Annotated in this window: 16 protein-coding genes; 1 reads left to right on the top strand and 15 read right to left on the bottom strand. The window is 65.1% G+C overall.

Annotated features, from left to right (window positions below; translation table 11 throughout):
• Positions 1-6: 6 nt before the first annotated feature.
• Positions 7-498, bottom strand: coding sequence for a methyltransferase family protein (locus ALVIN_RS10280; protein ID WP_012971257.1), 492 nt, complete (start codon positions 496-498; stop codon positions 7-9).
• A gap of 65 nt (positions 499-563) precedes the next feature.
• Here ALVIN_RS10280 and xthA point away from each other — a divergent pair, with 65 nt between their 5' ends.
• Complete coding sequence (xthA, locus tag ALVIN_RS10275; RefSeq protein WP_012971256.1) at positions 564-1400, top strand: exodeoxyribonuclease III; 837 nt, start codon at positions 564-566, stop codon at positions 1398-1400.
• On the opposite strand, the gene ALVIN_RS10270 is transcribed toward xthA, so the two are convergent.
• The 14 genes from ALVIN_RS10270 to uppS form a co-directional block, all read right to left on the bottom strand.
• Positions 1387-3639: an arginine/lysine/ornithine decarboxylase gene (locus ALVIN_RS10270; protein ID WP_012971255.1), complete on the bottom strand. Its 2253-nt coding sequence runs from the start codon at positions 3637-3639 to the stop codon at positions 1387-1389. The genes xthA and ALVIN_RS10270 overlap by 14 nt on opposite strands.
• A gap of 149 nt (positions 3640-3788) precedes the next feature.
• Positions 3789-5129, bottom strand: a complete 1341-nt coding sequence (locus ALVIN_RS10265; RefSeq protein WP_012971254.1) for a saccharopine dehydrogenase family protein — start codon at positions 5127-5129, stop codon at positions 3789-3791.
• A gap of 72 nt (positions 5130-5201) precedes the next feature.
• Positions 5202-6308 carry a carboxynorspermidine decarboxylase gene (gene nspC / locus ALVIN_RS10260; protein ID WP_012971253.1) on the bottom strand — a complete coding sequence of 369 codons (1107 nt, stop codon included), beginning with the start codon at positions 6306-6308 and terminating at the stop codon, positions 5202-5204.
• Positions 6309-6555: 247 nt separating this feature from the next.
• A complete protein-coding gene (rnhB, locus tag ALVIN_RS10250; RefSeq protein ID WP_012971252.1) occupies positions 6556-7176 on the bottom strand; it encodes a ribonuclease HII in 621 nt (206 codons plus the stop codon).
• Positions 7151-8386 (bottom strand): lipid-A-disaccharide synthase, encoded by a 1236-nt coding sequence (gene lpxB, locus ALVIN_RS10245; protein ID WP_012971251.1) that lies wholly within the window; start codon positions 8384-8386, stop codon positions 7151-7153. The genes rnhB and lpxB overlap by 26 nt, the downstream gene beginning before the upstream one ends.
• A 2-nt stretch (positions 8387-8388) precedes the next feature.
• On the bottom strand, positions 8389-9159 hold the full coding sequence (gene lpxA / locus ALVIN_RS10240; protein WP_012971250.1) for an acyl-ACP--UDP-N-acetylglucosamine O-acyltransferase: 771 nt from the start codon (positions 9157-9159) through the stop codon (positions 8389-8391).
• Positions 9156-9668, bottom strand: coding sequence for a 3-hydroxyacyl-ACP dehydratase FabZ (fabZ, locus tag ALVIN_RS10235; RefSeq protein ID WP_012971249.1), 513 nt, complete (start codon positions 9666-9668; stop codon positions 9156-9158). The genes lpxA and fabZ overlap by 4 nt, the downstream gene beginning before the upstream one ends.
• Positions 9668-10714, bottom strand: a complete 1047-nt coding sequence (gene lpxD, locus ALVIN_RS10230) for a UDP-3-O-(3-hydroxymyristoyl)glucosamine N-acyltransferase (protein WP_012971248.1) — start codon at positions 10712-10714, stop codon at positions 9668-9670. Before lpxD ends, fabZ begins: the two co-directional genes overlap by 1 nt.
• Before the next feature lie 37 nt (positions 10715-10751).
• The gene (locus ALVIN_RS10225; RefSeq protein WP_043796227.1) at positions 10752-11285 is read right to left on the bottom strand and encodes an OmpH family outer membrane protein; all 534 of its coding nucleotides are present in this window, start codon (positions 11283-11285) and stop codon (positions 10752-10754) included.
• A gap of 39 nt (positions 11286-11324) precedes the next feature.
• Positions 11325-13655, bottom strand: a complete 2331-nt coding sequence (gene bamA / locus ALVIN_RS10220; protein ID WP_012971246.1) for an outer membrane protein assembly factor BamA — start codon at positions 13653-13655, stop codon at positions 11325-11327.
• Between the two features lie 79 nt (positions 13656-13734).
• Positions 13735-15099: an RIP metalloprotease RseP gene (gene rseP / locus ALVIN_RS10215; RefSeq protein WP_012971245.1), complete on the bottom strand. Its 1365-nt coding sequence runs from the start codon at positions 15097-15099 to the stop codon at positions 13735-13737.
• Positions 15100-15229: 130 nt separating this feature from the next.
• Entirely contained in the window at positions 15230-16414 is a 1185-nt protein-coding gene (ispC, locus tag ALVIN_RS10210; protein ID WP_012971244.1) for a 1-deoxy-D-xylulose-5-phosphate reductoisomerase, read from the bottom strand.
• Between the two features lie 13 nt (positions 16415-16427).
• Positions 16428-17270, bottom strand: coding sequence for a phosphatidate cytidylyltransferase (locus ALVIN_RS10205; RefSeq protein ID WP_012971243.1), 843 nt, complete (start codon positions 17268-17270; stop codon positions 16428-16430).
• Complete coding sequence (gene uppS, locus ALVIN_RS10200) at positions 17260-18003, bottom strand: polyprenyl diphosphate synthase (RefSeq protein ID WP_263053331.1); 744 nt, start codon at positions 18001-18003, stop codon at positions 17260-17262. The genes ALVIN_RS10205 and uppS overlap by 11 nt, the downstream gene beginning before the upstream one ends.
• Positions 18004-18065 lie beyond the last annotated feature (62 nt).

Genomic DNA, 18065 nt, shown 5'->3' with positions numbered 1-18065 from the left:
CGTGCCTCAATAGATCCAGGGCACGAACTTGCGCACTTCGCGCGCGTAATCGGCATAGTCGGGATGGCGCTCGGTCAGCCAGGCTTCTTCTTTGCGGGCTTTGTAGTCGAAGAAGACGAAGCCGATCGCCAGGATCAGCAGATGGGACAGACTCAGGGTGTAGAGCGTCCAGCCGAGCGCGGCCAGGAGCTGGCTGCTGTAGAGCGGATGGCGCACCCAGGCATAGACGCCGTGCCTGACCAGTTGGCTGTGGTCGACCGGATAGGGCAGGGGCGTGAGATAGTCGCGGATGTGGATCGAACCGAAGGCGCCGAACACCAGCGCGACCAGCCCCAGCCCGCCAAGCGCGATCCAGCGCACCGGCTCCAGGGCCGCGAGCACGCCGGCCGTGGCCAGCGGATTCCAGTTCGGCGCCAGGATGAAGACGAACATCAGCACGAATTGCAGCACGACGAGATACTCGCCGCGATGGCCTTTGAAGGCCTGTAACAGTGACATGGGAGCCTCCGATCGATTACAAAGGGATGTGTCGTTTGGTTCTGGAATCCGTCGGGAGAATGCCGGTGCTCAAGATCGTCTCGTTCAACATCAACGGCGTCCGCGCCCGTCCGCATCAGGTCGAGGCGCTCAAGGCCGGACTCGACCCCGACATCCTCGCCCTGCAGGAATCCAAGGTCGCCGACGAGCAGTTTCCGCTCGATTGGGCGCGCGGACTGGGCTATGACGTCCGGATTCACGGTCAAAAGGGACACTATGGCGTGGCGCTCCTGAGCAAACAGTCTCCGCACAGCGTCGTCAAGGGACTGCCGAACGACGACGCCGAAGCCCAGCGTCGGTTGATACTAGGCCAATATCGGCTCGCCGACGGTGACGAAGTCACGGTCATCAACGGCTACTTCCCGCAAGGCGAAGGCCGCGACCATCCGCTGAAGTTCCCCGCCAAGCAGCAGTTCTATGCCGGCCTGCTGGACTATCTGCGCACCGCCTTCCGCCCGGACCAGAACATCGTCCTGCTCGGCGACATGAACGTCGCCCCCCTGGATCTGGATATCGGGATCGGCGCCGACAACGCCAAACGCTGGCTGCGCACCGGGAAATGCGCCTTCCTGCCCGAGGAGCGTGAGTGGTTCCAGGCCCTGCTCGACTGGGGGCTGATCGATGCCTACCGCACTCGCCATCCCGAAACCGCCGACCGCTTCAGCTGGTTCGACTACCGCTCGCGCGGCTTCGAGCGCGAGCCGAAACATGGTCTGCGCATCGACCATATCCTGATCTCGGCCCCGCTGCGCGAGCGGCTGATCGACGTCGGTATCGACTATGCCATCCGGGCGATGGACAAACCCTCCGACCATTGCCCGGTGTGGATCACCCTGGATCTCGCCGATCTCACAGCGGCCTGACGCAGTCGACGAAATAGCTGACCTCGCCGCCGTTCTCTTCCTTGACCAGACCATGGATGTCGGTCTCGAAGCCGGGGAAGCGGGTGTTGAACTCGCGCGCGAACTGGAGATAGCGCACGATGGTGGCATTGAAGCGCTCGCCCGGAATCAGTAGCGGAATGCCGGGCGGATAGGGTGTGAGCAGCACGCTGGTCACGCGCCCTTCGAGATCATCGATCCCGACCCGTTCGATCTCGCGATGGGCCATCTTGGCGAAGGCCACCGCCGGCTTCATGGCCGGGACGATATCGGACAGATACATGTCGGTGGTCAGGCGCGCGACATCGTTGGCCTTGTAGATGCCGTGGATCTCGTCGCACAGATCGCGCAGACCGATCTTCTCATAGCGCGGATGGGCCTGGATGAACTCCGGCAGCACGCGCCACAGCGGCTGGTTGCGGTCGTAGTCGTGTTTGAACTGCTGGAGCTCCGTCACCATGGTGTTCCAACGGCCCTTGGTGATACCGATCGTGAACATGATGAAGAACGAATACAGCCCGGTCTTCTCGACCACGATCCCGTGCTCGGCCAGATACTTGGTGACGATCGCCGCCGGGATGCCCGATTCGGAGAACTCGCCGTCCATGTTCAGCCCAGGCGTGATGACCGTGGCCTTGATCGGATCGAGCATGTTGAAACCGGGCGCCAGCTCGCCGAAGCCGTGCCAGTGGTCGTCGGCGTGCAGCATCCAGTCGTCGCGATCACCGATGCCTTCCTCGGCCAGATAGTCCGGCCCCCAGACCTTGAACCACCAGTCCTCGCCGAACTCTTCGTCGACCTTGCGCATGGCGCGCCGGAAGTCGAGCGCCTCCATGATCGACTCATGCACCAGCGCCGTGCCGCCGGGCGGCTCCATCATGGCCGCCGCCACGTCGCACGAGGCGATGATGGCGTACTGCGGACTGGTCGATGAGTGCATCAGATAGGCTTCGATGAAGCTATCGCGGTCCAGCTGGCGCTGGTCGGACTCCTGCACCAGGATCTGCGAGGCTTGCGAGAGACCGGCGAGCAGCTTGTGCGTCGACTGGGTGGCGAACACCATCGACTCGTGACAGCGCGGCCGATCCTTGCCGATGGCGTGCATGCCGGTATAGAAGTCGTGGAAGGAGGCGTGCGGCAGCCAGGCTTCGTCGAACAGCAGGGTGTGGATCTCGCCGTCGAGCAGCGACTTGATGGTGTCGACGTTGTAGAGCACGCCGTCATAGGTGCTCTGGGTGATGGTCAGGACGCGCGGCTTGGCGTCGATCCCCTTGGCGAAGGGATTGGCGGCGATCTTGCGCCGGATGTTCTCGGGCTTGAACTCATCGAGCGGGATCGGGCCGATGATGCCGTAATGATTGCGCGTCGGCATCAGGAACACCGGGATCGCTCCGGTCATGATGATGGCGTGCAGGATCGACTTGTGGCAGTTGCGGTCGACCACTACGATGTCGTCGGGCGCGACCGTCGAGTGCCAGACGATCTTGTTCGAGGTCGATGTACCGTTGGTGACGAAGAACAGATGGTCGCAATTGAAGATGCGCGCCGCGTTGCGCTCGGAGGCCGCCACCGGGCCGGAGTGATCGAGCAGTTGCCCGAGTTCGTCGACCGCATTGCAGACATCGGCGCGCAGCATGTTCTCGCCGAAGAACTGATGGAACATCTGTCCCACCGGACTCTTGAGAAAGGCCACGCCGCCCGAGTGTCCCGGACAGTGCCAGGAGTAGGAGCTGTCGGCGGCATAGTGGGTGAGCGCGCGGAAGAAGGGCGGGGCCAGACTGTCGAGATAGACCCGCGACTCGCGCGCCACATAGCGGGCGATGAACTCGGGCGTGTCCTCGAACATGTGGATGAAGCCGTGCAGTTCCTTGAGCACATCGTTCGGGATGTGACGCGAGGTGCGCGTCTCGCCGTAGAGGAAGATCGGAATGTCCTCGTTGCGCAGCCGCACTTCCTGGACGAACGCGCGCAGGGTGGCAAGCGCTTCGAGCGCCTCCTCGGGCGAGCCGCTGCCGAACTCCTCGTCGTCGATCGACAGGATGAAACAGGAGGCGCGGCTCTGCTGCTGGGCGAACGAGGTCAGATCGCCATAGCTGGTGACGCCGAGCACCTCCAGCCCCTCGCTTTCGAGCGCCTTGGCGAGCGCACGAATGCCAAGACCGCTCGCGTTCTCGGAGCGGAAGTCCTCGTCGATGATGACGACTGGAAAACGGAAACGCATCGCGTAATCCTCGAAAGTAAAGGGCCGGCACGCTCGCCGTCAGTTGGGAAGCGGGCCGGTCACGGATGGACAGCGAGTGGTCGGCGCGATGATCGAGCCTGGAGTCGGTCGCGGGACGGGCGGCCCGCTCGGGCCGCCGGTTCTGAGGATCAACGCGGCTTGGGCGCCACGGCGATCATGGGATTGGCCGCTGAGACGGTGACGGTCGCGGTCGACTCGGCGATCTCGGTCTCCAGATCGCGCACAGTACCGTCGAAGGACTCGGCGCTGCCCGGCTCGATCTCCTTGAACTCGGTCGGCAAGCCGATGCGGTCGAGGATGGCGATGAACGGCTCCGGGTCCAGCTCCTCGACGTTGACCATGGTCTTGGTGTCCCAGGTGCCGTCGGCGATCAGCATGGCGGCAGCGACCGGCGGCACGCCGGCGGTGTAGCTGATGCCCTGCGATTCGACTTCCTCATAGGCGGCCTTGTGGTCCGAGACCTGATAGATCAGCAGCTCGCGCGGCTTGCCGTCCTTGATCCCCTTGACGAAGTTGCCGATGCAGGTTTTGCCGGTGTAGTTGGGGGCCAGCGTCTTGGGGTCGGGGAACAGGGCCTTGACCACCTTGAGCGGCACCACTTCCTGACCGTCGGCGAGCTTGACCGGCAGATGTTCGAGGAATCCCAGGGTGCGCAGCACGGTGAAGACGTTGATGTAGTGGTCGCCGAAGCCCATCCAGAACCGAATGCTCTCGGCGTCGATGTTCTGCGACAGCGAGTGCAGCTCGTCGTGGCCGTTGAGATAGATGGGGGAGGGGCCGACCACCGGCAGATCGTAGACGCGCTTGACCGTGTGGGTCGGATACTCCTTCCACTGGCGGTCGATCCAGGTCCAGACCTTGATGAACTCGCGGAAGTTGATCTCGGGATCGAAGTTGGTCGCGAAATACCGGCCGTGGCTGCCGGCGTTGACGTCGATGATGTCGATGGTCTCGATCTTGTCGAAATAACGCTTGACCGCCAGTGCGCAATAGGCGTTGACCACGCCCGGATCGAAACCGGCGCCGAGGATGGCGGTCACGCCCTTTTCGGCACAGCGGTCCTTGCGCTTCCACTCGTAGTTGGCATACCAGGGCGGATTCTCGCAGACCTTGTCCGGGTCTTCGTGGATGGCCGTGTCGATATAGGCGACGCCCGTTTCGAGACAGGCTTCCAGGATCGACATGTTGAGGAACGCCTGACCGAGATTGATGACGATCTCGGAATTGGTCTCGCGGATCAGCTCGACGGTCGCCGGGATGTCGAGCGCATCGATCTGGCGCGAATAGAGCTTCTTGGACGGATCCTTGAGATGCCCCTTGCGCTGGATGCTCTCGATGATCTCATCGCACTTGGACTGGGTGCGCGAGGCGATGCAGATGTCGCCCAGCACGTCGTTGTTCATCGCCGCCTTGTGCGCGGCCACATGCGCGACGCCGCCGGCGCCGATGATCAGCACGTTTTTCTTCATGGAGTTCTCGATTGGACGTTGCTGTGGTTGAGAAGTGGCTTGGAAAACAGGGTGTTCGCCAGCGGGCGCGGATCAGGACAGACTGCGCTTGAAGTCGTCATAGCCAAATGAACGCACCCGCTCCAGGGTGCCGTCGAGCCGACGCACCACGATCGCGGGCATGGCCACGCCATTGAACCAGTTGACCTTGACCATGGTGTACCCGCCGGCATCGGCGATGCGTACTTCGTCGCCGACTTGCAGCGGTGCGGCCAGTTTGAAGTCACCGAAGACGTCACCGGCCAGACAGGTGCGTCCGGCAACCATCATCCGGTGCTCACCGGGCGGCGGGCTGGCGAGTCGGGGATGGGTGCGATAGATGAGATGGTCGAGCATGTGCGCCTCCAGCGAGGCGTCGATGATGGCGATGTCGACCTCATTGTGCACCACGTCGAGCACGGTGGTCACAAGCTCGGTACTCTGGGTGACGGCCGCCTCGCCCGGCTCCAGATAGACCTGGATGTCGAACGTCCGGCTGAACGCGCGCAGAGCCTCGCAGAAGGCATCCAGCGCATAGCCGTCCTGGGTGAAGGACAGCCCGCCGCCGAGACTCACCCACTCCATTCGATGCAGCAGCTCGCCGTATTCGCGCCCGAGGGTCTCAAGCGAGGCACGGATGTTGTCGACGTCCGGGTTCTCGCAGTTGAAATGGAACATCAGCCCCTTGAGCCAGGGTGCGACCTCGGCCAGCGCCGCCTTGTCGCTGACGCCCAGCCGCGAATAGCGCCGCGCCGGATCGGCCAGATCGAAGTTCGAATAGCTGATGCCCGGATTGACGCGCAGTCCCAGGTTCAGACCCGCCACGTCCGGATGGAAGCGCCGCAGCTGCGACAGCGAGTTGAAGATGAGCTTGTCGGCGAACTCGCGCACCGCCAGCACCTCGTCGCGCGAAAAGCCGACACTGTAGGCGTGGGTCTCGCCGCCGAACGTCTCGTACCCCAGACGCGCCTCGTAGAGCGAACTGCTGGTGGTGCCGTCCAGGTACTGGCGCATCAGATCGAACACGCACCAGGTCGAGAAACACTTGAGCGCCAGCACCGACTTGGCGCCGGAGCGCTCGCGCACCTGCCGGATGATTTCAAGATTGCGCTGGAGCCGGGATTCGTCGATCAAATAATAGGGTGTGGCCAGGTCTGTCATCGAAGTCGTGTGAAGCTCATGGGCGAGGGGTCTAGGGACAGGGCGCGCGCGGGCGCCGAGATGCGAGTATGGGCTGGATACGCCGCCGTTCCGCGCACTCTAAAGGCCGTACATGACACTTTGATGACGCGTGGCGAAGAGCAGCCACTCATGATGGGCACCTGCCGCGAAAGCGTCAAGGAGTGGATTGGCGCTCGCCCTGACAGAGGGTCAGCCTGAAAAGTACGTCATGTCCACGTTCGACTTCTCACCGCGGCTTCACTCCATGATCGGTTTCGAGCGAACGCGACTTTGACAGCGGCGCAAAACTGAGCCGATGCCAGCGACAGGGTCCGAGCCGTTCGATCGCATTGAGATGCTCGCGTGTCGGATAGCCTTTGTGCTTGGCAAAGCCGTAGCCGGGACACTCGGCGTCCAGTTCGAGCATGAAACGGTCGCGCGCAACCTTGGCCAGTATCGAGGCGGCGCCGATGGCCGGCACCGAACCGTCACCGCCGACGATGGCCTCGGCGGCAATGTCCAGTTGGGGGCAACGGTTGCCGTCGATCAGCGCCTTGACGGGGCGGATCTGAAGCGATTCGACCGCGCGGCGCATGGCCAGCAGCGTGGCTTGCAGGATGTTGAGCCGGTCGATCTCCTCGGCACTGGCCCAGGCGACCGACCAGGCGAGCGCCTGGTCGCGGATCAGCGGTTCCAGACGCTCACGGCGCGCGGGGCTGAGTTTCTTGGAGTCGCCGATACCGGCGATCGGGCGCGCCGGGTCGAGGATGACCGCCGCCGCACACACCGGGCCGGCGAGCGGGCCGCGTCCGGCCTCGTCGACGCCGGCGATCAGGATGGACTCATCGAGCGTGGTGTGAGGTGGCATGTTCGTTTCCGGTTCGAGTGATGCTCCGGCTCGATGGCGCCGAATCGCCGATCAGCTCCAGCACAGCCCGCGCGGCGCTCGCCGCCGCATCGCATCGCAACTCACGATGAATGCGCTCGTATTCGTTCCGGATCGTGGCGACGCGCTCGGGATCGTCCAGATAGGCGAGCAGGGCTGGAGCCAGACACTCGGGGCGGCAGTCGTCCTGCAGGAACTCGGGCGCCAGCGCACGACCGGCCAGCAGATTGGCCATGGCGACATAGGGCACCTTGACCAGCTTCAGCCACTTGACCACATGATACGTCAGAGGGTGGAGGCGATACGTCACGACCATCGGCCGTTTGAGCAGCAACGTCTCCAGGGTGGCGGTTCCCGACGCGGTCAGCACGGCCTCGGCGGCGGCGATGGCCTCGCGGCCATGACCATCGACCAGCGTGATCGGCAGGTTGGGATCGAGCCGCTGCAACTCGGCCTCGAACAGGGTGCGCAGTCGGGCGTTGACCAGCGGCACGACGAAGTGCAATTCGGGTCGCGCCTCAAGGCAGCACCGCGCCGTAGCGATGAAGGGCGCAGCCAGCCGACGCATCTCGCCGGCGCGGCTCCCAGGCAGCAGCGCAATGATCGGCGCGTCCCCCGGCAGTCCGAGCGCCGCACGCGCTTCGGCACGATCGACCTCCAGCGGAATCTCGTCGGCCAGCGGATGACCGACATAGGTCGCCGGCACGCCGTGCCGACGCAGGAAGTCTTGCTCGAACGGAAAGATGCACAGCATCCGGTCGACCGCGCACCGGATGCTCTTGACCCGTCCGGCCCGCCAGGCCCAGACGGTCGGGCTGACCAGATGCACGGTCTTGATTCCGCGCTCGCGCAGCCGACGCTCCAGCCCCAGATTGAAATCGGGCGCATCCACGCCGATGAAGACCGCCGGCGGGTTGGCGATGAAGTGTTCCAGAAGCCGGCGGCGCAGCCCCAGCAGCTCGGGCAGATGGGCCAGCACCTCGGCCAACCCCATCACCGACAGCCGCTCCATGTCGAACAGCGTCTCGCAGCCGACCTCACGCATCCGTGGGCCGGCCACGCCGACGAAGCGCACGTCAGGACACTGCGCGCGGATCGCCCGCGCCAGCGCCGCCCCCAGCAGATCGCCCGATGGTTCGTTGGCGACTAGGCCGATGAGCAGTGGTGTGCGCGTATCGGGTCGATCGTCCATGATCAGCGCGCCAGCCCGCGTCCAGCGGCCGTGATGAAATCCAGCAGCGGCTGCAACTCGGGTGTGTCGGCGGCCATCTCGGCGATCTGAGCACGCGCCTCATCGAGCTTGAGATTGGCCATGTAGAGGGCGCGATAAGCGCGTTTGATGGCGCGAATGGCCTCGGGCGAAAAGCCGCGCCGTTTCAGCCCCTCGCTGTTGATCCCATGCGGCTCGGCCGGATGCCCGCCGACCGTGACATAGGGCGGCACGTCGCGCGTGAGCACCGAGCCCATGGCGCAGAAGGCATGGGCCCCGATACGGCAGAACTGGTGCACGATGGTGAAACCGCCGAGGATCGCCCAGTCCTGGATCTCGACATGCCCGCCGAGCGAGGCGGCATTGGCCAGGATCACCTGGTTGCCGATGCGGCAGTCATGGGCGACATGGGTATAGGCCATAAACAGGTTGTCATCGCCGATGCGGGTGACGCCCTGATCCTGGACCGTGCCGCGATGCAGGGTCACGAACTCGCGCACCTGATTGCGGTCGCCCATCTCCAGCCGGGTCGGTTCACCGCTGTATTTCTTGTCCTGTGGATCCTCGCCGACCGAGGCGAACTGGAAGATGCGATTGTCGCGCCCGATCCGCATCGGCCCGCGCAACACGGCGTGCGGCCCGATGCGAGTGCCGGCGTCGATCTCGACGCCGGCACCGATCACGGCAAAGGGACCGACCTCGACCGATGAGTCGAGCTCGGCGCCCGGATCGACCAGGGCGCTGGGGTGGATCAAGCGTCGAAGTCCCGCGCCGTGCACATGATCTCGGCGGTCGCAACCACCTTGTCATCGACGCGCGCCTCGCCGTCGAACTTCCAGATCCCACGGCGTACCGGCCCCAGCCGCACTTCCATGACGAGCTGATCGCCCGGCTCGACCGGACGCTTGAAGCGCGCCTTGTCGATGCCGACGAAGTAATAGAGCGATTTTTCACCGACCAGATCCGGACGCGAGGCCATCGCCAGGAGTCCTGTCGCCTGCGCCATGGCCTCGACGATCAGCACGCCGGGCATGACCGGGCGCACCGGGAAGTGACCCGTGAAAAATGGCTCGTTGAAGGTGACGTTCTTGAGCGCGGTCAGATACTCGTTGACCTTGTAGTCGATGACCTTGTCGACCAGAAGAAAGGGATAACGGTGCGGCAAAAGGCTCAGCACCTTGTGAATATCCATCGTGCTCACGACATCCTCCGAACGACCCGCGTGTCGATCGGAATCCCGTGGATTCGGATCTGATCCATCCATCAGGACTCCTCCCGCTCGTGTGTTGCGTTCATGTTGGCAATAAGAGTTTCGAGTTGCTTGACTCGGCGCGTCAGCTCATCCAGGTGTCTGAAGCGCGCCGCGTTACGTCGCCAATCCGCGTTTGGCATGGCTGGTATCCCACTGCTGTAGACACCAGGCTCCTTGAACGACCGGGTGACCATGGCCATGCCGGTGAAGTGTACGTTGTCGCCGATCTCCAGATGCCCGGCCATACCGACCGCTCCGGCGATGGTGCAGTTGCGCCCGATGCGGGTCGAGCCGGAGATGCCGGTGTTGGCCGCCATGGCGGTGTTGTCGCCGACGACGACGTTGTGTCCGATCTGGATGTGGTTGTCGAGCTTGACCCCGTGGCCGATGACCGTATCACCGATGGCGCCGCGATCGACCGAGGTGTTGGCGCCGATCTCGACATCGTCGCCGAGCAGCGCGCGCCCGACTTGGGGGATGCGCACCCAGCGTTCGCCATCCTTCGCGAAGCCGAAGCCCTCGCGTCCGATCACCGCGCCCGGATGGATCAGGGCACGCTGACCGACACGGGTGCCGGCGCACAGGGTCACGCGCGCCGTCAGCCGGCTGTCGGCGCCGACTTCGACCCCTTCGCCGAGGATACAGCCGGGACCGACGAAGACGCGCGGGCCGACCACTACACCGGCTTCCAGCACCGTCAGCGGTCCGATCCAGGCCGTGGGATCGACCTGGGCGCCTGGATCGACCACGGCGGACGGATGGATGCCGCCGACGACCTCCGGCTGCGGATGCAGCAGGCGCACCGCGCGTGCGAAGGTCAGATAGGGGTTGTCGCTGAGCAGTACAGGCACCCGGGCGTCGGCCGCGTCGGATTCCTTGAGGATCACCGCCGAGGCGTGCGTCCTGGCCAGATGGGCGCGATAGGCCGGATCGCCGAGAAAACTCAGGCTGCCGGCCCCGGCGCTGTCGAGCTGGGCGACATGGTCGACCACGACTTCGCCGTCGCCACGCAGGGACACACCGAGCCGGACGGCGAGTTCACCGAGACGAATCTGCATGGGATGAGTCTCCAAGCCGGAAAATGCGAGGAGACGCCTAGCGCGGAGCCGAGGCGTCGGCGCGCGGCCCGGAGTTCCTGTTGAACTCCTGCTTGAGCCGCTCGATCACCAGATCCGAGATGTCGATGCGTGGATTGGCATAGACCAGACCCTCGCTGAGAATGAGGTCGATCTTCTGCTCCTTGGCCAGTTCGACCACGACCTCCTGGACCTGACGGCTGAGCTTGGTGCGCAGCTCGTTCTGGCGCAGCGCGAAGTCGTCCTGGAACTCATCGCGCGCGTACTTGACCTTGCGCGTGCGGCTGCGGATGTCGTTCTGGAGTCGCTGGAGTTCGCTCTCGCTCATCAGCGGACCGTCGCGTTCGAGCTGGCGTTGCAGGGCCGTGATCTGTTCCTGCTGCTCACGCAGATCACGTTCGCGTTCCTCGATCTCGCGCTGGAGCGCATCGCGCGCGGCCTCGTACTGCGGCGACTGCTCGACGACGCGGTTGGGATCGACCACGGCGATGCGATACGCGGAGTCGGCGGACACAGCGGGCTGGGTCGTGATGCCGATGAGTGCGGCCACCATGAACGGCCGGGCGAGTGTCTTCACGGACGCCTCCATGGGTCAGAAGGTCTGGCCGAATCCGAACTGGAAGACCTGGGTCTCGTCGCCATCCTTCTCGTTGAGCGGGAAGGCGAAGCTGACCGACAGCGCGCCGACCGGCGACAGCCAGGTCACGGAGACACCAGTCGAGTAGCGCAGGTCGCCGAGATCGAAGCCGCTGTAGGTCAGCAGATTCGAGTCATAGGTCGACCAGACGTTGCCGAAGTCCAGGAAGGCGCCCAGGCGCAGGGACTTCTCGAACTGGCCGCCGATCGGCGCGGGCGCAAAGAACTCGATACTGCCGGCGAACTTGAGGTTTCCGCCCACGGGATCGTCACTGCCGACCTCGCGCGGGCCGAGCGTGTTGGCTTTCCAGCCGCGCACCGAGCGTGGACCGCCGGCATAGAAGTTCTCGAAGAAGGGCAGATAGTTGGTTTCGCCATAGCTGTCGCCGTAGCCCAGGTTGGCGCTCAGCGCGACGATGTAGCGCGAGGTCAGCGGGATGTAGAGCTGTTCGTCGTAGCGGATCTTGTAGTACTGGAGATCGCTGCCGGGAACGGTCAGCTCGGCCTGGAGGCTGCGCAGTGAGCCGCGCGTCGGAAACACGGCCTTGTCGCGCGTGTCGCGCGTGTAGCTGGCCGTGAGCGAGAAGTCGCTGAACGTATTGCCGTTGTTGGCGACGAAGTCTTGGGCGATCTCGGATTCACCGGCTGTGAAGTCCGTATACTGATAGTTGAATCCCAGTCCGGCGCGGCTGGTGTCTGTGATCGGCAGTCCGAAGTTCAGGCCGGCGATTCCGATGTCGGTCGAGTAGTCGGCGCCGACCAGCTCGTCGTAGTCGGTCTCGCGATAGGACAGATTGAAGCCGCGACTGATACCGTCGACCGTGTAATAGGGATTGGTGTAGCCGAACTGATAGAGCGTGGTCGAGCTGCTGTTGTTGAAGGCGACCGCCACCCGTTTGCCGGTACCGAGGAAGTTGTTCTGGGTCACGCTGGCATTGAGCAGGATGCCGTCGGACTGCGAGAAGCCGATACCGGCAGCCAGGTTGCCGGCGGGCTTCTCCTTGACCTTGACCTCGACGTCGACCTGATCGGCCGAGCCGGGCACGGCCGGCGTCTCGATCGCGACCTCGTCGAAGTAGCCCAGACGCTGTAACCGCTCGCGCGACTTGCGCACCAGGTCGGCCGAGAACCAGGCCGTTTCGAGCTGACGCATCTCGCGGCGCAGCACCTCGTCGCGGGTGCGGGTGTTGCCCTGCATGTCGACGCGGCGCACATAGACGCGCTTGCCGGCATCGACGAAGAAGGTGACGGCGACCTCGTGCTTCTCCTCGTCGACCTCGGGAATGGTGTTGACGTTGGCGAAGGCATAGCCCTCATCGCCGAGCAGATTGGAGATGCGCTCGGCACTCTCGGTGGTGAGCTTGCGCGAGAAGAACTCGCCGCGCTTGAGATGGATCAGCGGAAAGAGCTGCTCGGCAGGCACCGAGGGATCGCCGGCGAGCTTGATGTCGCTGACGCGGAAGGGCTGGCCCTCATCGATCGTGACTGTGACATAGATGTCCTTTCTGTCGGCGCTGATCGAGACCTGGGTCGACTTGACGTCGAACTTGATGTAGCCGCGGTCGAGATAGAAGGAGCGCAGCGACTCCAGGTCGCCGGCGAGCTTCTGCTTGGAGTACTGGTCGTTCTTGGTATAGAAGGAGTTCCAGCGCGTCGGCCCGAGTTCGAACACCTTGCGCAATTCGTCAGCCTCGAAGGCTTGGTTGCCGATGAGGTTGATCTGCTTGATGCGCGCCGTCAGTCCCTCGATGATCTCGATGTTGACCGCCACGCGATTGCGCTCCAGCGGCGAGACGGTCGACTGCACCACCACGCCATATTTGCCGCGCGCGAAGTACTGGCGCTCCAGCTCCTGTTCGATGCGGTCGAGCACCGAGCGGTTGAAGACGCGCCCTTCCTTCAGGCCGATGTCGGCCAGGGCCGTTTCGAGTGCCTTGGTCTCGATGTCCTTGTTGCCGCTGATCTTGATCTCGGCGATGGCCGGACGCTCGCGCACCTGGATGACGAGCACATTGCCGTCGCGCTCGACGCGCACGTCGTCGAAGAAGCCGGTCTGATACAGGGCGCGGATGATGCCGCCGGTGACATCGTCGCCGACGGTGTCGCCGACCTGGATGGGCAGATAGTTGAAGACCGTGCCGGGGGCGATGCGGCGCAAGCCCTCGACCCGGATGTCCGAGACCTGGAAGACCTCCGCGATGGCCATGCCCGGTATGCTCGTGGCAAGGGCGCACAACAGGAGCGCTCGCCAGGCGCCATGGCGGAGTGACTGAATTTTAGCGCGCAAGACGGTTTCCCCTGAATTGAAGCCGGATCTGCCGGGCGGCCGGCATCCAAGGCGCGCTAGTATAAGGGATGCGCTCGGGTTAGCCCAATAGTCGCGACAGATCGACGTAGAAGGCGAGCGTCATGAGTGCCGCCAGCAGCAGGAAACCGACCTTCTGGCCCTGGAGCATGGCTTCCTCGGAGACCGGACTGCCCTTGATCCACTCGACCAGATAGAACATCAGGTGCCCGCCGTCGAGCACCGGGATCGGCAGCAGGTTGAGGATGCCCAGGCTGATGCTGACGACGGCCAGGAACTTGACGAAGGAGTCGAGACCATAGCTGGCAGTGCGTCCGGCGGTCTCGGCGATGCTGATCGGACCGCTCAGGTTGTGGATCGACGCTTCGCCGATCAGCATCCGGCCCATGACGCGCAGCATCAGGGCGCTCATCTCGTAGGTCTTGTCGACGGCCAGTCCGAGTGACTCGATCGGGCCGTGGCTGACGCGCACCAGATAGTCCTCCATGAGATCCTCGCGCGCCTCGACGCCGGCGCCGATGCGTCCGACCGTTTGGCCATCGGTGTCCAGAGCGCGCGGAATCAGTTCGAGCCGCTGTATTCCGGCATCCGGGCGCTCGATGTCGAGGGCGATCGGTGTCTCGGGCCGTTCGCGCACCAGCTCCACCAGTTCGCGCCAGGACCCGATCGGCGCACCATCAGCGGCGACCACCCGGTCGCCGACCCGCAGACCGGCCTGTTCGGCCGGCTCGCCGGGCAGGATCTCGCCGATCACGGCCGGGATGCTCGGGCGGCGTGGCGTGACGCCGAGACGCGCGAGCAGATCGGGCTCATCGCTCAGCCCGGCGATGGACTCGCGCGGGATCAGGCGGTCGCGCGGCTGATTGGATTCGTCGCGCACCTGGACGACCAGATCGTTGCCGTCCATCGAGGCCACCGTCAGGGCCAGTAGCGCGTTCTCCCAGCTCTGTGCCGGGTGCTCGCCGACCGCCAGGAGCTCGTCGCCGGGTCGGAAGCCGGCTTCGGCGGCGACCGACTCGGGTTCCACCGTGCCGACGATGGGTCTGAGTCCGGTGTCGCCGGCCATGAAGATCGCCCAATAGGCGAGCACGGCGAACAGTAGGTTGAACAGCGGGCCGGCGACCACGATCGACGAGCGCTTCCAGAGTGCCTGACGGTTGAAGGCGCGATCGAGTTCGGCCTCGGGCACCGCTTCCTCTCGCTCGTCGAGCATCTTCACATAGCCGCCGAGCGGGATCGCCGCCACGACGTATTCGGTCTGGTCGGGTCCGCGCCGCCAGCTCAGCAGCGGCCGCCCGAAGCCGATGGAGAAGCGCAGCACCTTCACGCCGAGCTTTCGCGCCACCCAGAAGTGACCGAACTCATGCACGGTGATCAGGATCGCCAGGGCGACCAGGAAGGAGGCGATAGTGAAGAGCATGTCCATGGGAGTGATCACAATGGCGGGGCGAAGCCGGTTCGGGGTCGGCGTTGTTCCTCGAAATATGGGGGGCGATCGCCGTAAAACACAACGGCCCGATCGCCATGGCATCGGGCCGCAGGTTTTGGACTGGCCCTCAGCCGCGCACCAGGACCAGGTGTTCGGCCTGCTCGCGCGCACGCCGGTCGACGTCGAGCAGGAACTCCAGTCCCTGTCCCGCGACCGACTCGCGTGGTAGCGCCTCCAGCGTCCCCTCGACCACGGCGGCGATGCCGGGGAAGTCGATGCGCCGGTCGAGGAAGGCGGCGACCGCGATCTCGTTGGCGGCGTTGAGCACCGCCGGCGCCGTGCCGCCGGCACGTGCCGACTCGAAGGCCAGACGCAGACAGGGGAAGCGCGCGAAGTCCGGTTCCTGGAAATCCAGCCGCGCCACCGCGAACAGATCGAGCGGGGTGACGCCCGAGTCGATGCGCTCCGGCCAGCCCATCGCGTGCGCGATCGGCGTGCGCATGTCGGGATTGCCGAGCTGGGCCAGCACTGAGCCGTCCTCGTATTGCACCAGCGAATGGATGACGCTCTGCGGATGGACGACGACCTGGACGTGGTCGGTGTCGGTGCCGAACAGCCAGCAGGCCTCGATGACTTCGAGCCCCTTGTTCATCATGGTCGCCGAGTCGACCGAGATCTTGCGCCCCATGTCCCAGGTCGGATGGGCGCACGCCTGCTCGGGCGTGACCGAGGATAGTCGATCGAGCGGCCAATCACGGAAGGGGCCGCCGGAGGCCGTCAGCAGGATGCGCCGCACCCCGACCCGGTCCAGCCCGTCGCTGAAATTTGGCGGCAGGCACTGGAAGATGGCGTTGTGCTCACTGTCGATCGGCAGCAGTTCCGCGCCACTGTCGGCCGCGGCCTGCATCAGCAGCGCCCCGGCGACGACCAGGGATTCCTTGTTGGCCAGCAGCACGCGCTTGCCGGCACGCGCGGCGGCCAGGGTCGGGCGCAGCCCCGCCGCGCCGACGATGGCGGCCATCACATAGCCGACCTCGGGCAGGGCCGAGACCTGTTCGAGCCCTTCGACGCCGGTGAGGATCTCGGGGCGATCGGGCATGTCGGCCAGGAGTTCGCCCAGACGTCGCGCCGCCGTGGGATCGACCATCACGGCATACTGGGGGCGATGCTGGCGGCACTGCGCGGCCAGCCGCTCGGCGTCGGTGTTGGCGGTGAGGGCCACCGCACGGAAACGATCCGGATGACGCGCCAGCACGTCGAGCGTGCTGACGCCGATGGAGCCTGTGGCCCCGAGTACGGTCACGCCAATCACAGTCCTACTCCAGTCAGGTCAGGGCCCAGGTCATGCCCAGGGCATAGAGTGGGGCGGCCGCGGTCAGGCTGTCGATGCGATCGAGCAGGCCGCCATGGCCGGGCAAGAGTTGGCTCGAATCCTTGAGTTGACGCCGGCGCTTGAGCAGACTCTCGTAGAGATCACCGATGATCGACAGCATGGCGACCAGGATGCACAGCATCGCGATCGCCAGCACACCCAAGGGCGCCAGCCCGAGCCAGCCAGCGATGAGCAGTCCGACGAACGCGGCTCCGGCCAGGGCGCCATAGGCGCCCGCTCGGGTCTTGCCCGGACTGACCGCCGGAGCGAGCTTGGTCCGGCCCCAGCGGCGTCCGACGAAATAGGCCGCCGAATCGGCCATCGCCATCAGGATCAGGAGCGAGAGCACCAGTCCGGGGCCGAGTTCCGCGATGCGATGCAGGCTCAGCAGGGCGACCCAGGTCGAGGTCAGGATCAGCAGTCCGGTGATCAGCAGCATAGGACGCGGCCCGTCGACCGGCTCGATGCGCTGGATGCGTGGGATGATCAGGCTCTGAGCGAGCCACCAGATCAGGCTTGCCAGGAGCAACGGCGACCAGCTCGCCTCGGACCAGTGCCAGAGGCTCGCCAGCGTGGCGGCGATGAACGCCAGATAGAACCGGCGCGCGGCCTGTCCGCCGATGCCGGCCAGTCCGCACCATTCCCAGGCCGCGATGAGCATGGCCGCGCCGAGAAAGAGCGCGAAGGCCCAGGTCGGCAGCAGGAGTACGGCACCGACGACGAGCGGTGCGAGCCAGAGCACGGTCTGAGCGCGGCGGCGCAGATTGTTCGAGGCGGGCGAAGCGTTATCCGACACAGGAATCCACCAGGGCCGGGACCGTCTGCTCGACCTGATCGCCGGTGAGCCCGAAGCGCCGCTGACGCCGGGCATAGTCGTCGAGCGCCTGACCATAGGCGGCGGCATCGAAGTCCGGCCAGAGCACGTCGGAGAAATAGAGTTCGGAATAGGCCGACTGCCAGAGCACGAAGTTGCTCAGACGCTGTTCGCCGCCCGTGCGGATGAACAGGTCCGGCTCGGGCAGATCGGGGAAAGAGAGACGGTCGGCCAGCCGCCGCTCGTCGATCTGGGACGGATCGAGCCAGCCGGCCTGGACGTCCAGGGCCAGCTGCCGCACGGCCTGGACGATGTCCCAGCGTCCGCCGTAATTGGCGGCCACCTGGAGGTTGAGCCGGGTGTTGTCGGCGGTCAACGCCTCGGCTTCGGCGATGCGCTGCTGGAGCTTCTCGGGAAAGGCGCCGCGCTCGCCGATGACGCGCAGACACACGCCATTTTCGTTCAGCCGCCGTGCCTCACTGCGCAGCGCGGTCATGAACAGCTCCATGAGGATGTTGACCTCGGTGCGCGGGCGACGCCAGTTCTCGCTGCTGAAGGCAAAGAGGGTCAGCGTCTCGACGCCCCGGCGCACGCTCTCCTCGACCACGGCGCGCACGCTCTTGACGCCCTCGCGGTGGCCGGCCGTGCGCGGCCGGCCGCGCTGCTTGGCCCAGCGCCCGTTGCCGTCCATGATGATGGCGACATGCCGGGGCACGCGCGGGTCGAATACCGGCGGATGAGCGACGTCTGAAGCGGTTTCCACGATGACTCGGCTGG

This window comes from Allochromatium vinosum DSM 180 (genome assembly GCF_000025485.1).
Lineage (GTDB): Bacteria > Pseudomonadota > Gammaproteobacteria > Chromatiales > Chromatiaceae > Thermochromatium > Thermochromatium vinosum.
The sequence above is the reverse complement of the archived record's forward strand: the minus strand, read 5'-3'. Positions and strand labels throughout refer to the sequence as shown.

Excerpts from the sequence above, each read along its gene's own strand:
- lpxD (WP_012971248.1), bottom strand. The coding sequence starts at position 10,714 with ATGCAGATTCGTCTCGGTGAACTCGCCGTCCGGCTCGGTGTGTCCCTG.
- ALVIN_RS10265 (WP_012971254.1), bottom strand. The coding sequence starts at position 5,129 with ATGAAGAAAAACGTGCTGATCATCGGCGCCGGCGGCGTCGCGCATGTG.
- ALVIN_RS10280 (WP_012971257.1), bottom strand. The coding sequence starts at position 498 with ATGTCACTGTTACAGGCCTTCAAAGGCCATCGCGGCGAGTATCTCGTC.
- fabZ (WP_012971249.1), bottom strand. The coding sequence starts at position 9,668 with ATGGATGGATCAGATCCGAATCCACGGGATTCCGATCGACACGCGGGT.
- ALVIN_RS10270 (WP_012971255.1), bottom strand. The coding sequence starts at position 3,639 with ATGCGTTTCCGTTTTCCAGTCGTCATCATCGACGAGGACTTCCGCTCC.
- ALVIN_RS10225 (WP_043796227.1), bottom strand. The coding sequence starts at position 11,285 with ATGGTGGCCGCACTCATCGGCATCACGACCCAGCCCGCTGTGTCCGCC.
- rseP (WP_012971245.1), bottom strand. The coding sequence starts at position 15,099 with ATGGACATGCTCTTCACTATCGCCTCCTTCCTGGTCGCCCTGGCGATC.
- nspC (WP_012971253.1), bottom strand. The coding sequence starts at position 6,308 with ATGACAGACCTGGCCACACCCTATTATTTGATCGACGAATCCCGGCTC.
- rnhB (WP_012971252.1), bottom strand. The coding sequence starts at position 7,176 with ATGCCACCTCACACCACGCTCGATGAGTCCATCCTGATCGCCGGCGTC.
- lpxB (WP_012971251.1), bottom strand. The coding sequence starts at position 8,386 with ATGGACGATCGACCCGATACGCGCACACCACTGCTCATCGGCCTAGTC.